General features: G+C 43.7%; 12 protein-coding genes. 1 reads left to right on the top strand and 11 read right to left on the bottom strand.

Annotated elements, in window-relative coordinates; translation table 11 throughout:
* Positions 1-173: 173 nt before the first annotated feature.
* The 8 genes from WC848_06355 to WC848_06320 form a co-directional block, all read right to left on the bottom strand.
* Positions 174-1,040: an SDR family oxidoreductase gene (locus WC848_06355; protein MFA5962276.1), complete on the bottom strand. Its 867-nt coding sequence runs from the start codon at positions 1,038-1,040 to the stop codon at positions 174-176.
* Complete coding sequence (gene rfbB / locus WC848_06350) at positions 1,030-2,037, bottom strand: dTDP-glucose 4,6-dehydratase (GenBank protein MFA5962275.1); 1,008 nt, start codon at positions 2,035-2,037, stop codon at positions 1,030-1,032. The genes WC848_06355 and rfbB overlap by 11 nt, the downstream gene beginning before the upstream one ends.
* Positions 2,038-2,054: 17 nt before the next feature.
* The gene (gene rfbC / locus WC848_06345) at positions 2,055-2,609 is read right to left on the bottom strand and encodes a dTDP-4-dehydrorhamnose 3,5-epimerase (protein MFA5962274.1); all 555 of its coding nucleotides are present in this window, start codon (positions 2,607-2,609) and stop codon (positions 2,055-2,057) included.
* 178 nt (positions 2,610-2,787) lie between these two features.
* Positions 2,788-5,646 carry an isoleucine--tRNA ligase gene (gene ileS, locus WC848_06340; GenBank protein ID MFA5962273.1) on the bottom strand — a complete coding sequence of 953 codons (2,859 nt, stop codon included), beginning with the start codon at positions 5,644-5,646 and terminating at the stop codon, positions 2,788-2,790.
* 485 nt (positions 5,647-6,131) lie between these two features.
* Complete coding sequence (locus tag WC848_06335; protein MFA5962272.1) at positions 6,132-6,548, bottom strand: hypothetical protein; 417 nt, start codon at positions 6,546-6,548, stop codon at positions 6,132-6,134.
* 15 nt (positions 6,549-6,563) lie between these two features.
* Entirely contained in the window at positions 6,564-8,033 is a 1,470-nt protein-coding gene (locus WC848_06330; GenBank protein ID MFA5962271.1) for a hypothetical protein, read from the bottom strand.
* A 65-nt stretch (positions 8,034-8,098) separates the two neighbouring features.
* On the bottom strand, positions 8,099-9,901 hold the full coding sequence (locus WC848_06325; GenBank protein MFA5962270.1) for a hypothetical protein: 1,803 nt from the start codon (positions 9,899-9,901) through the stop codon (positions 8,099-8,101).
* 11 nt (positions 9,902-9,912) lie between these two features.
* Positions 9,913-10,362, bottom strand: a complete 450-nt coding sequence (locus tag WC848_06320; GenBank protein MFA5962269.1) for a hypothetical protein — start codon at positions 10,360-10,362, stop codon at positions 9,913-9,915.
* Positions 10,363-10,524: 162 nt separating this feature from the next.
* Here WC848_06320 and WC848_06315 point away from each other — a divergent pair, with 162 nt between their 5' ends.
* On the top strand, positions 10,525-10,899 hold the full coding sequence (locus WC848_06315) for a hypothetical protein (GenBank protein MFA5962268.1): 375 nt from the start codon (positions 10,525-10,527) through the stop codon (positions 10,897-10,899).
* Between the two features lie 73 nt (positions 10,900-10,972).
* On the opposite strand, the gene WC848_06310 is transcribed toward WC848_06315, so the two are convergent.
* The 3 genes from WC848_06310 to WC848_06300 form a co-directional block, all read right to left on the bottom strand.
* Positions 10,973-11,284, bottom strand: coding sequence for a rhodanese-like domain-containing protein (locus tag WC848_06310; GenBank protein MFA5962267.1), 312 nt, complete (start codon positions 11,282-11,284; stop codon positions 10,973-10,975).
* 183 nt (positions 11,285-11,467) lie between these two features.
* Complete coding sequence (locus WC848_06305; protein ID MFA5962266.1) at positions 11,468-12,634, bottom strand: glycosyltransferase family 1 protein; 1,167 nt, start codon at positions 12,632-12,634, stop codon at positions 11,468-11,470.
* Between the two features lie 165 nt (positions 12,635-12,799).
* Positions 12,800-13,504 carry a ribonuclease HII gene (locus tag WC848_06300; protein ID MFA5962265.1) on the bottom strand — a complete coding sequence of 235 codons (705 nt, stop codon included), beginning with the start codon at positions 13,502-13,504 and terminating at the stop codon, positions 12,800-12,802.
* Positions 13,505-13,695 lie beyond the last annotated feature (191 nt).

Below are 13,695 nucleotides of genomic sequence, written 5' to 3'. Positions count from 1 at the left end.
GTAAAAAATCGAGATAGCGTAAAAATATATTTGACCCATGGAGTCCTTGCACTTTTCATGGGTCTCTTTTTTTATAAAAAAATCCAGCCTTTTTCAGGCTAGATTTTACTTTTTAAATTTGGTCATTGGGAAATTGGGATTTGTTTAGAAATTAGAAATTAGGATTTAGAAATTTACTTACCCATCCACTCCCTCACCGCATCCTCCCAATTCCTAAGCTTGGGGAATTTAGTATTTTTTAAAACCGATGATGCTGGCCGCTTGGCTGGTCGCGGGAAAGTATCGCTCGAAACAGGAATGATTTCAACATTCTGGAGTTCCGCAATCACGAAAACTTTCTGGAGTGCAGAGTACCAAGTTTCCGGTCCTTCGTTCACGATATGATAGATCCCGAAAGGAAATTTTTCTTCCCACAGTTTTTTCACTGCCACTGCCAGGTCTTTAGAATAAGTAAAACAAGACCTTTCCGCGTCCACAACTTTGAGGCTTGCATTCGTCTTGGCTAGTCCGAGCATCACTTCAAAAAAACTTTTCTTTGCTCCTTCTGAAATCGCCGGCGGGCCAAAAATTTTAGAAGTGCGGATGAGATAGTGCTTTTCCCAATTTTTTCGCACATTCTCCTCCCCCGCTAGTTTTGTTTCGCCATAACGAGAAATAGGATGAGGCAGATCCATTTCGACGTATTCACCCTTTACGCCATCAAAAACATAGTCCGAAACAAAATGCACCAGCACCACCCCCACTGCCTTGCTCGCCAGTGCTAAATTCAATGGGCCTTCGCCGTTGATTTTTTTGGCCAGTTCAAACGTTGCGTCATCTTCCTCAATCTTGTCCACGCCGTTATGCGCTGCAGCGTTAATGACCAGCTCCGGCTTCTCTTTTTCAAGAAGCGTCGCGACCATTTTTCCATCCGCCACATCAATCTGTTCGCGGTCCCAAAGTAGCAATTCATATCTATCGCCGGAAAAAACTTCCGCCAGCGACCGCCCCAACATCCCTTGCGCCCCGATGATGAGCACTTTCGTTTTTTTATTTTCCATATTGCTTTTGATAGTAGTCTTGATATCCCCCGCTCTTGATGCTTTTCCACCACGCCTCATTTTCCCGAAACCACTCGATCGTTTTTTCCAAACCTTCCTCAAATGTCGTGGCTGGCTCCCAGCCAAGCTCGTTTTTAATTTTCGTCGCGTCAATGGCATAACGATGATCATGCCCGGGCCGATCTGTCACGTATTCAATCTTATCTTCGCCCTGGCCCATCAGTTGTAAGATCTGCTCCGTCACTTCTTTGTTATTTTTTTCGCTGTTTCCCCCGACGCAATAGGTCTCACCGATCTTGCCCTTTTGGATGATGGCGTCGATCGCCGAGCAATGGTCTTCGACATAGAGCCAGTCGCGCACCGCACCGCCATCGCCATAGAGCGGAATCTTTTTGCCCTCCAGGAGATTAGTGATGAACAGTGGAAACAGTTTTTCCGGAAAATGAAACGGTCCGTAGTTATTGGAACAGTTGGAAATCGTGATGGGCAAACCATAGGTATGGAAATAGGCCCGCACCAGATGATCAGAAGCCGCTTTTGAAGCGGAATAGGGACTGCGCGGATCGTAGGGGGTCTTTTCATTGAAAGCCGTATCGGTTTTTCCCAGAGAGCCAAACACCTCATCGGTCGAAACGTGATGAAAACGAGTTTTATTTTTGAGCGCCGCGCGCAAAAGATTATGCGTGCCGATAATATTAGTTTGGATAAAAGCGTCTGGATCGAGAATCGAACGATCGACATGACTTTCCGCCGCAAAATGCACAACCAAATCAAATTTTTCCGTCGCAAATAACTCCTCCACCAATTTTTCATCCGCAATGTCCCCCTGGATAAATTTATAGTGTGGATTTTTTTCCACTGAGCATAAATTAGATAGATTCCCCGCGTAGGTCAATTTATCCAAATTAACAATTTGGTCAGCTGGATATTTTTTTGTCCAATAGTGGATAAAGTTCGAGCCGATAAAACCGGCTCCGCCGGTGACAAGTATTTTCATAAGATTTATTTTTAATTTCAAAACGGATTCTCTTTCAAAAACTCTTTCCAAGTGGGCAGTCTTTGATCTTTTTCTGAAATGATCGGTTTTTCGACTGGCCAAGTAATGTCTAAGTCCGGGTCATTCCAAAGGATTCCCCCGTCGCTCTCGGCGTGATAGTAGTTGTCCACCTTATAGACAAAATGGGTATTTTCCGTTACCAAACAAAATCCGTGCGCCATCCCATGCGGAACGAACAACATCTGAAAGTTATCTTCAGAAAGTTCAAAACTTTCCCACTGACCAAACGTTGGAGAGAATTTGCGCAGATCGACAACCACATCGACCACCCGACCCTTGATCACCCGGACAAATTTCGCTTGCGTAAAAGGCGGCTTTTGAAAATGCAATCCGCGCAGCACGCCTTTTTCCGTGGAAAAAGAATGATTGTCTTGGATAAATTTCACATCGATCCCCGCCGCCAAAAATTCTTCTTCACGATAAGCTTCCAAAAAGAACCCGCGATGATCACCGATCACCTGAGGCTTAATCAAAAACACTCCTTCGATTTTTGTTTTTTGAAATTCAAGCATAAGTTAAGCAAAACCTTATTAATATCCCCTTCGCCCTCCGGGAGAAGGTAGCCGAAGGACGGATGAGGGTGCTGCCCATAACCATAGTGCCTCGATTCAACTGCTAGTCTTATCTGCATAGGTAAAAACCCTCACCTGCCCTACGGGCATCCTCTCCCGAGGGGAGAGGAGGATTTTTTTAATCCTTCATAATAAAAATACCATACTTCACCTCATCAATCAAAACTTCTTTTTCGAGGTCTGCCTCGGCCAACTCACCAGCGGAAATGGCATTCGCTAAAGTTTCTTTGGCGATGAGGTCGCCGAATTTTGTGAAAACTTCCTCTGCCCCGACATAGCCAATTTTGATGTGATTATCTACTTCATAGCCTGCCTCTTTTCGCATCTCTTGGATCGCCCGCACCAGCTCGCGCGCTGTGCCTTCGAGTTTTAGCTCGGGCGTGATTTCGAGATCGAGTTTAATATTTTCCTCCTGCGTTTCCAAGACTGTAACGCTTTTCACATTCAACTCCTCTTGCATAATTTCTACCAATTCTGCGTTTTCGATTTTGTGCTTGATCGTCGCCCCAGCCAATGGTTGGCGGACTTTAATTCGATTGAGTGCCCGTTGTTGCAAGCCTTCGGAAATTACATCACGCACTTTTTTCATCTCGGCATTTAATTTTTCATCAATCAATTTCTCATCACTGGTTGGAAATTCCACCAGATGCACCGATTCGTCACCGGTTAGATTTTTATACATCTCCTCTGCGATGAACGGTGTGAACGGTGCCATTGTTTTGGCCAGCATCACGAGCACATAGTGCAAAGTTTCATAGGCGCTGTTTTTGTCGCCATCATTTTCACTTTTCCAAAAACGCTTGCGAGAGCGCCTGATGTACCAATTGGAAAGATTGTCCACGAATAGTTCAAACGGACGGGTGGCTTTGACCAAGTCGTAGCCTTGCATATTCGTGTCAACTTCGCCAATCAATTTGTGAAGTTCAGAAACGATCCAGCGGTCCAAAAGATTTTTGGAGTCTGACACCGTGCCCAGTTTATTTTTTGGCTCCCATTTATCTACGCCGGCGTAGAGCGTGAAAAAGGAATAGCTATTCCAAAGAGTAGAGAGCACTTTTCTTTGGATGTCCTGAATGGCTTTTTCTGAAAAACTAATATTTTGCGCATTAAGCAGCGGCGAAGACAAGAGATAAAAGCGCAAAGCATCGGCGCTGTGTTTTTCCAGGATAATATTGGAATCGGGATAGTTGCCCAGAGATTTCGACATTTTCTTGCCGTCCGATCCGGCAATCGTTCCGGTCGTCACGACGTTTTTGAAACTGATTTTCCCGAAAATTCCCACCGAAACGACGTGGAGCACATAAAACCATGCTCTAGTTTGGGCAATATATTCCGAGATAAAATCAGTTGGAAAACTTTTTTCAAAGACTTCTTTGTTTTCAAAGGGATAATGAAATTGCGCGAACGGCATCGAACCGGACTCGATCCAAGAATCAAATACTTGCGGAATCCGTCGCATTTCCCCGCCGCATTTCTCGCATTTGAAAGTAATCTCATCGACGCCCGGCCGGTGATAATCTGGCAACTCTACTCCTGATAATTCTTTCAGCTCGCCATATGATCCAACAACTTTAATTTCTCCACAATCCTGCGCTTCGCATTTCCAAACTGGAATAGCTGTGCCGAAATAGCGGTCGCGTGAGATGTTCCAATCCGGGGCGCTTTCGATCCCGTTTTGAAAACGGCCATGCTTTAAAAATTCCGGATACCAATTGATTTTTTCATTTTCGTCGAGCAGATTCTGACGGATTTTGTCCACATTCACATACCAGGCCGGCTGGGCTTTGTAGATCAACTTAGTGTGACAGCGATGACAGTGCGGATAGCTATGCGTGATTTGTTCGCGTTTGAAAAGAAATCCGTTCTCCTTCAGCCATTTCACAATATCGTTGTTCGCCTCCCAGACTTTCTGCCCTTGCCACTCCCCTTCCGTGAATTGCCCTTCCTCATCCACGTTCATGATGATCGGCAGATTATTCGGTTTTCTCACATTAAAGTCATCCTCACCAAACGCCGGCGCAATATGCACGATACCCGATCCGTCTTCTGTCGTCACGAAATCTCCTGCAATCACGCGATAGCCATTTTCAATTTCGTGGGGAAAAATTGGTTCGTATTCCCTGCCAACTAAATCCACACCCTTAAGCTCTTCAACAATTTCAACTTCGCCCTCTTTGAAAACATTCGCCACTCGTTCTTTTGCTAAGATATAATTTCCCTCAGCGGTTTTGACTTTGACATAATCTATTCCTCCGCCAACCGCTAGCGCGACATTGGCCAAAAGTGTCCAAGGAGTCGTTGTCCACACCAAGAAATATGTATTTTCCTCGCCATTAACCTTAATCTTCACATACACCGAAGGATCACTATCCATCTCATAAGAATTATCCATCGCGATTTCAAAGTTTGAAAGTGGCGTGGAACAACGCGGGCAATACAGCGATACGCGCACATCTTCATAGATGAGGCCTTTTTTGAAAAGTTCTGAAAACGCCCACCAGACCGATTCCATATACCCTTTATCCATCGTTTTGTAGGCGCCTTTGAATTCCACCCAGCGACCGATGCGATCAATTACATCTTCCCACTCGGAAGCGATCTGCGAAGTTTCTCGCAGGCAGGCTTCATTGAATTTTGCCACCCCAATTTTTTCAATGTCTTTCTTACTTTTGAGGCCTAACTTTTTCTCCACCATATTCTCCGCCGGCAGCCCATGACAATCCCAACCCCAACGCCTCTCCACGCGGAAACCCTTCATCGTCCAATAACGAGGAACGGCGTCTTTCACGATCGAAGAAAGTAGCGTGCCATAGTGGGGCACGCCCGTGATAAATGGCGGTCCATCATAGAAACTGTAATATTTATCCTTACTCCGCTGTTCCACCGATTTTTGAAAAGTACCATCCGCTTTCCAAAACTCAATAATTTCTTTTTCCATCTCGGAATACTTTTTCCTTGAATCGACTTTTTTAAACATACTCATGATTGTCATCCTGAGCGGAATAAATTTTCTCCGGAAAATTTATGGAGTCGAAGGATCTACTTTGTGTAATCGTTAGCTCTACAATAAATTAAAAAGCCCCGCGATAACCTTAGGCAGATCCTTCGACTTCGTCCGATTACGGACTTCGCTCAGGATGACAGAAAAATTAAAAAATAAAAATCCCCATACAAACAAAATGCATAAGGACGAATAAATCGTGGTACCACCTTAATTTTCCACCTGTGGCAGACTTAATTACAGCGTTGACGGGCTTACCCGGAAGAGTCTAATTTTTCGCGCGAACTCGGCGAAAGTTCTTTCTTCGACTTCGGAATTGATAGTTCCTCAAACGTCTTTTTAGTTGTAAGCTTATTCTAGTCCATTTTTGGCTTTTTGGCAACATCAAAGAGAAAAACAAAAAAAACACCATCCCTGGTGTTTTTTTATCGCTATCATTTCCGCGCAACCAACCACAAGCCCTATTGCTCAAGATAAATCATTGTAACGTTTTTATCCTTGTCATAGGTAATTTTGACTGCATCGCCCCGTTCCAGGTCGGCCATACCCGCAAGGGTTTCTTTTTTGTTCTTATCTATCAGCGTGACAGGAGTAGCGCCAGAGATGTTGACTAAAACTGTTTCATTCACTCCTTTGATAAGCATGGTTTTTTCTTTGATATTGACAATGGTGCCTGCTAGGTCAGGATTGTTCGCGTCTGGCACTTGCCGGTCGAGTATTTTTTTACGTTGTTCATCTTGTTCTGTCTTTGACGTCCTCTCTGTCATGGAAACGGCTGACTTGTTTTTTTCGCTGATTTTTCTAGCGACAGAATAGATCCCGCTGATGAGGACAATAAGTGCAAAAATGAGGATGAGGATTTGTTTGCTTTTTTGCATAGTGTTTTTTATTTTTTAATTAGGACTGACCTCTTTCCACTCTCCGGAACCGCATAATCCACAATTGGTCTCTGTAGTGCAGGTGACGCCATCACAACTATTAGAACAACCTGTCGGAACACATCGATCAGTCTTATAGCCACAATCAGTATTGCCATTACAATTTGAAACACAATCATGCGAAGGAACACAAGCTTCCAATGCAATAGTAGCAGAATCAGAATCCGTACAGTCAGGATCGCTTTTTTTTCTCACTATCACGCTAGCGCTTTCTCTGCTGCGACATGGTACTGTGTCGTATGTGCACTTAAACTTGTTTGTAGTTGTATTGTTTCCGTCTGTTATCGTCCCTGTTCTTCCGCAGCTTTTTTCATAGGTATAATTACTAACTGGAAGGATACTGGGAGTAGCTGTCAAGGTAGTGGTAAAAGGCACGGGACCGGAAGTTGGATTGGCAGTCAGAGTAACTGTAAGCCCGCAAGTTGAGCAATTTTTTGTGCCATGTTCAAACTCACAGCCATTCCAACAGTCTGGCGCTCCGATACAAACATTGGCGCCACAGTTAGGGTTGTTCGGGGAACAGGAATCAGGGGGAATACAAGCATCACCATCATCGCATTTGTGCGTATATGGATTACAAAAGAGTCCGGTGAAGCATTCGCTGTTTTTCGTGCATGATCCACCGCATTTGACGCCAATTTCTCCAGTATCACAAATCATCGTTCCATAACATCGTGTAGAACAATCAAACCCACAATATTCACCTAAACAAGTAGTTGCACAAGCGGCTGGACAACCAGCGGGAATACAACCGTTACCTCCATTGCCCTCACAATGACCATTCACGCAAGTTGCCGGAGGTGTACATGTTCCACAATTAACAGTATTTTCACAACCAGCGTCGTATATGCCACAAGTCAAGCCAAATTTGGAACAGGCAGATTGATCAAAATCGGGTCCTTTTGTGCCGATACAGGCCCTACAACCGGTAGGATCGGGATAATGGACTCCCGCACAAACATTACCAGCACCGGAACAATCAGGAACACAAGAGCACCTGCCATCAGTGCAAACATTGGGGTATGTACAAGTTCCACAATTAACGCTATAACCGCAACCGGCGTCATACGTACCGCAGTTCAAGCCATAGGCGGAGCAAGCCGATTGATCAAAATCCGGTCCCTTTGTGCCGTTGCATGTGCCACAACCATTAGGACTAGGATAACTCTTCCCGATGCAATAACTACCAGAATTGGAACAATCCGGTTGTTTCGTACCAGCGCAATTCAAACCACTAAGTGTTTCAGCATCGCAACATGGAGGATTGTGGTTGCACTCATACGGAGCAGTTTCCCCCACGCAATATGAGGACGGATTACATGACCAAGGATACCAAAAGTCACACCCTTGCTGATCCCCAGTATCTCCAAGCGCTAAAGAGTTACTAAAAAAAAGTAACACGCCCAGGATTAGTAGCCAATTCAAATTTTTTATAACCCTCATTTTTTTATTTTAATTTTTATTTATTAAATTTTGTTTGTTTTTACTTTTTACCTCCTTCCAATACAATCCTTCACCCCTTCTAGCATATTGCAACCATTGTTGCAAGAAACGTCCTTACAAGTATGATTTGCACAGTCTGGATCATCGGGAATGCAAATATCACCACTATGAGAAGAAGCACCATAGTATTCGCATTTTCTAGTGGCAGTGCAAGCAGAAGCAGAAGTTCCTACGGATTGCCAAGGCAGAGTCGCTGTTAGCTCAGTATCATCGTCAGTACACTTAGTGGCGTTGGTAGGAACAGTTCCTGTACAAGAAAAATCACTACCCCCAGGTTTTTTGACTTCAACCGAAGCTTTGAAAGGAGTGCCTGGTTTACCATCAGCTTGGTTAGTAGGATAGAAGGTACAGGCGAATGTGCCACTGGTGCCAACATGGAACCATCCAGGGTAACCATCAGGAGCGCCGGCGGGCTTGGTATAGAGTCCTGATTTGGCAGCATCAGTCATCCATTCAGTGGAACTTTTCTGAATCTCCGCTCTGGCGATGGTGGTTGGTCCGGTGCAGGCCACTTCTAGCTTGGAAGTATTAATGGAAGACCAGGTTAAGTAAGTCAATTCTTTGGGAGGATTCTCGGAAATAGGCGTAACCGCCGTTGGTGCGAAACTGACTGTGCCGGTGGCACAGCCTTGGGTTTTTGTGCCAGGGATATCCTTTGATCCATCATAACAATTATTACCTACGCAGGTATCGGCAGCACAATTAGGAGAGCCCCCAGTTTTTTTAAAGTCAACCTTGACGAAATATGGCGTACCCGGCATATCATTTGAAGAGTTTCGCGGAAAAAAAGTGAACACGCGATAATCCGTATTACGACGCTCTGTGTAGTTAAAGCTACCACTATTTCCACTTAAGGTGCTTCCGCGAGCAGGGGACATCCTATTTTCAAACTCACCTATCGCATATGTTGTCACTGAAGCATTCTCCGATTTCCAAGTTATTACTGAACTAATCCTTGCTCCTATTTTGCCAGGATTTGGATCGGCTGTTGCTGTCCCAGTAGCACAACCAGTGGTCTTGGTGCCAACAACGAATTTCGCGCCATCCCAGCAAGAGTTTCCAACACAAGTCTCTTTATTGCAATCCGTCCTATGATTATTGATCGGGGCATAGGTTGTCATACTCTCAACATCCTTTTCCCAATTAATAGAGCCATCCGAATTAGAACCGGAATGCTTATACCAATCATTAAAAGCATCCAAGTCGATATCTCCCGTAGCGTTAGCGTAACTGATACTAGCTCCTGATCCAAAGTCAGCGTCCACGTATACCCAGCCTGCCTCATTGGGCGCAATAGGATACGAATAACCATCAGTTATAATGCTAAATATTCCATTGGCATTAGTAGAATGATAATCTCCATCCTTCAATGTTTTCAGTTTTGTTCCCCCATAAGGAAGTTTTAAAATATTAGCATCAGAAAAAGGATCTGCTATTTTTTTGCCAGGAAATTTATTGAACCGAGAAATGAAATAAAGCCGCGTATTTTGCATGGAGTTGTTTCCGTCAATATTAAGAACCTTTGTTCCTGGTAAGACAAAGACTCTGAATTTTCCATCCTTATAGCAAGGACCATTCTTTGCAAGCCCACCTCCAATAGCAAAATGACTTGTTGTCGGCGGAGTAAAGGGTACGGACGAGCCAGAAGGTCCATATTGAAGAGAAATATAGCCAGTCGTGTTGCTTGGTGAACAAAGAAACTCGGCCGCCTGTGAATCGGAAATTCCAAAAAGAGACAGGGAAAGGAGCAGGAAGAGAACTAAATACAAGTTTGAATATTTTTTTTTCATTTTATTTAGATTTATTTATTATTATCCCCTTTTCCAACTAAGACGTTGATAGCGCCGACCTCCATTGTCGCTTCGTCATATGAAATCTCAACCGAGTCACCGATACGCAGATCGGCCATCTGCTTCAGTTCATCCGCCTTCCCTTCCTCGACAAAAAAAACCGGAGTTGAACCGCTTATGCCAAAGCCATTCAATGTCCCATCCCTATCCTCCACTGCCAGCGTATCCTCCTGGATCAATTTCACTTTTCCAGCGATTGCTTGGCCAGATGCGCTAGAGCTTTTTTCTAATTTAGTCAGATTTTCAATCGGTAATGCTGTTACCGGATTACTTAATTGTCGTTTTTCTCCACTTAACGCTGCCTGTTCATTTTGATTCTTGGTTTTCACTAAAAGTACGAGAGCTAAAGCGCCAACTAGTAAAATCAATGAGGCTACGAGAGCTAATTTCTTTTTGTCCATTTTTTTTGTTTTAGTTGATTAATTAAATTTGTATCTTACCAATATAGTACCATAAACCAAAAAATTCGCAAGGTCACTATTCACACTACAACTATTACCTGCTATAATAAAAGCATAAAAAATTCCGTTTTTTGACTAAATAATTATTAATCATAAAAAAATATGAAAAAAATCATCACACTGGGAACACTGTCTATGGCCCTGCTGTTTTTGACCGGCTGCGGACAAAGCCGACCAAATAATCCAGATACAAACCAACCAGTCAATCCTCCGCAAGTTTCCGGAAAATGCGGAATGGAAAATTGCCACGGACTTGATATCACTTGCGGTCCAAACACCAGCGCGGCTTGCGATTCGATGTATGCCTTTGGCGACAACTGCCGCCAATATGCCAGTTGCCAAACTATCAATGGCGAGTGTAAATTGCAAAAGACCGCTAAATTTGACACCTGCAAGTCTTGCGTAGAAAAATGCGCAAAGACTTTCCCGAATGATTCGATGAAAAATGCCGAGTGTGAAAGTAACTGCACTGAATAAGCAGCTACTGCGACATAAATCAATACCAGCAAAAAACAGGCCAATGCCTGTTTTTTTTATTTCCTCAACTTAACTAGGAACTGATTATTCCCCCATCCAACTCATACACATATTGAAACCCCAATTGCTTCATCAAGGAAAGCGCAGACTTGCTCCGATTGCCCGAGCGACAATAAATTAGATAGGTCTTATTTTTATCTAATGCATTAAGTTTTTGAGAAAAGTCCTGGGCATAGATATCCAGATTGATTGCGCCAGGAATTGCGCCGCTCAAAAATTCTTTTTCCGTCCGCACATCCAAAATACAAAAATCCCCAGCGTGGGATTTTTGTTTGATGATTTCTTTCGCCTCTACGGCCGAAATTGATTTCCAGAATTTTTCCATCTAAGCTGTGTCATTCCCGCGAAGGCGGGAATCCAGGTTCCACTAGTTATGAATTACAAAAAATCGAATTACAAATCCTCTGACTTTTTATTACTGACCAGTAAATTCTGTTTTTCTTTTTCTTAAAACCTGAGGTGCCTGGATCCCCGCCTCCGCAGGGATGACACAAAAAATCAGTAAAAATTATTTTAGAGATTGATACAACTCTAACGTTTCTCTCGCCGTCTTTTCCCAATTGAATTTTTCCACTTGTACGCGACCTTTTTCGCGATAGCTATTTTTCAAATTTTCATCTTGCGAAAATTCAAACATCGCGTCGGTGATCTCTTTCACGTCCAGCGGATTCACAAGCTTCGCCGCGTCTCCGGCAATTTCCGGAATAGAAGAAACGTTGGATAGAATCGCCGGAACGCCGGTGGCGAACGCTTCAAGCACAGTCGTGCCAAAGCCTTCATAGAGCGATGGCATCACGAAAAAATCAGCCTGAGCGAAGAGTGGCGCCAAATCATCCCCGATAATATAACCGGTAAAAATAACTTCCTTATCAATCCCTAAATCTTTGGTCAGTTGTTTATGTTCGGCCGCCAGCCACCCCCGCTTGCCAGCCATGACCAGCTTATAGTTGAAATTTTTGCCTGTAGTTGTGAAGCGTTTTTTAAATCCAGCGAAAGCCTCAAAGAGGCGCGAGATATTTTTCAGCGGTTCGATCGTTCCCAAAAATAGCACGTATTTATCCTCCGCTTCCATTCCATAGCGTTTCAAAACTTCCATTCTTGGCAGAGCGGATTTTTCTGACAAACGCTTGTCGAATCCACTATAGATCACTTGCACCTTGCCATCAGCGCAACCAAACAGCTCGCACAAATCTTTTTTGGTAGAATTGGAAACCGCGATTAGCTTATCCGCTTTTCCGACCGCCATATTGAGCATCGTTTTCGCTTTTGTCCGTGCCATCACAGGAAAAACTTCCGGCACTTTGACCGCCGCTAAGTCATAGATCGTGACTACCGTCTTTCCTCGGTAGCTGCTCGGGATCCGACTCATCGGTGAAGTGCTGTGAAGCAGATCCAATTTTTCCTTCGCGAGCGTGGCGGTGCCCAAAATTTCGCTATATGCTCCCGGCAAATATTTTTTGTAATCAGAAAATGGATAGAATTTAATTTTCACATTGTCACGAGAAAATTTCTTGACATCTTTTTCCCGCACACGAAAATCAAAAAACAAAACATACTCATTCTCCTTATCAATTTCCAAAAGATGGCGGATCAGCTGATAGGCATAGTGCCCGGCACCGATCGCTTCGCCTTTCTCTGGATTTAATATTGTTCGTGCATCAATTCCTATTTTCATATGTTTTTTATCTTAGGACTTACGCGTTTGCCAAAAAGTTGTTCGCACGTTTGTCTTTTTTAGCATCCTAGACTCTTGGTAAACCAGCAAGGGCAAGCCAAAATTAGGAAACCGCGCTTTTGAGAATAATTTTTTGGCAAATGTGTAAGTCCTGTACCTATTAGGTTAAGGATTAATCTGATACTTTACGCCTTTATAATAGCACCCTTTTGCCCTATTCGTCCAGCCTTTCATTGGCTCAAAACTCTGCCTGTGAATCGGACAAGGTCCATGCTTTTTGAGCGCTTCCATATGCATCTTTGTGCCATAACCTTTATGTTTAGAAAAACCATATTCAGGATAGATTTTATCCGCCTCACAAATCATCCGATCCCGCGTCACTTTGGCAATGATTGATGCCGCCGCAATCGATTTGACCAATTTATCCCCACTCACGATCGCCAACTGCTCCAAGGAAAAGCTAGGGATAAGCTTATTGCCATCGACGAGCACGATGCATTTTTTATCGCGCGTCAAATCTTTCTGCTGATTCTGAAGATCAGTAAGCGCTTTTTTCATTGAGAGAAAACTCGCCTCCAATACATTTATCCGATCAACTGTTAAGTGATCACAAATTCCCACGCCCACGTAAAAGTGCTCGTGGATAAAATCAAACATTACCTCACGTTGCTTTTCCGAAAGCGCCTTAGAATCACGGATAAAATTCCAACGCTTGTCAGTCAGGTCCAAGCTCCTAAAATCCTTAATTGCCGCCACGCTTGCTACGACCGGACCGGCTAAAGGTCCACGCCCCGCCTCATCAATCCCCAACACAAAATCATAGCCAGAAGCCAATAAATTCTCTTCATGTTCAAAATTTGCAATAATCATATACGACGTATTTCATATCTTTAAACTCAAAACTCTTTCCTTGTCATTCCCGCGGAGGCGGGAATCCAGGTTCCACTATCTATAAACTTTTGAAAATCGAGTTGCAAGTCTGACAAACGATCTTCTTCAGTGAATCTTGAATTTCAACAATCCGATTTCTCCATATTTCAAGCCTGAGGTGCCTGGATTCC

The organism is Parcubacteria group bacterium (genome assembly GCA_041659505.1).
Lineage (GTDB): Bacteria > Patescibacteriota > Minisyncoccia > Moranbacterales > UBA2206 > UBA9630.
Note: the sequence above shows the minus strand (reverse complement) of the source record. Positions and strands in the feature narration are given on the sequence as shown.

Excerpts from the sequence above, each read along its gene's own strand:
- WC848_06355 (MFA5962276.1), bottom strand. The coding sequence starts at position 1,040 with ATGGAAAATAAAAAAACGAAAGTGCTCATCATCGGGGCGCAAGGGATG.
- WC848_06315 (MFA5962268.1), top strand. The coding sequence starts at position 10,525 with ATGAAAAAAATCATCACACTGGGAACACTGTCTATGGCCCTGCTGTTT.
- ileS (MFA5962273.1), bottom strand. The coding sequence starts at position 5,646 with ATGTTTAAAAAAGTCGATTCAAGGAAAAAGTATTCCGAGATGGAAAAA.
- WC848_06325 (MFA5962270.1), bottom strand. The coding sequence starts at position 9,901 with ATGAAAAAAAAATATTCAAACTTGTATTTAGTTCTCTTCCTGCTCCTT.
- rfbB (MFA5962275.1), bottom strand. The coding sequence starts at position 2,037 with ATGAAAATACTTGTCACCGGCGGAGCCGGTTTTATCGGCTCGAACTTT.
- WC848_06300 (MFA5962265.1), bottom strand. The coding sequence starts at position 13,504 with ATGATTATTGCAAATTTTGAACATGAAGAGAATTTATTGGCTTCTGGC.
- rfbC (MFA5962274.1), bottom strand. The coding sequence starts at position 2,609 with ATGCTTGAATTTCAAAAAACAAAAATCGAAGGAGTGTTTTTGATTAAG.
- WC848_06320 (MFA5962269.1), bottom strand. The coding sequence starts at position 10,362 with ATGGACAAAAAGAAATTAGCTCTCGTAGCCTCATTGATTTTACTAGTT.
- WC848_06310 (MFA5962267.1), bottom strand. The coding sequence starts at position 11,284 with ATGGAAAAATTCTGGAAATCAATTTCGGCCGTAGAGGCGAAAGAAATC.
- WC848_06335 (MFA5962272.1), bottom strand. The coding sequence starts at position 6,548 with ATGCAAAAAAGCAAACAAATCCTCATCCTCATTTTTGCACTTATTGTC.
- WC848_06305 (MFA5962266.1), bottom strand. The coding sequence starts at position 12,634 with ATGAAAATAGGAATTGATGCACGAACAATATTAAATCCAGAGAAAGGC.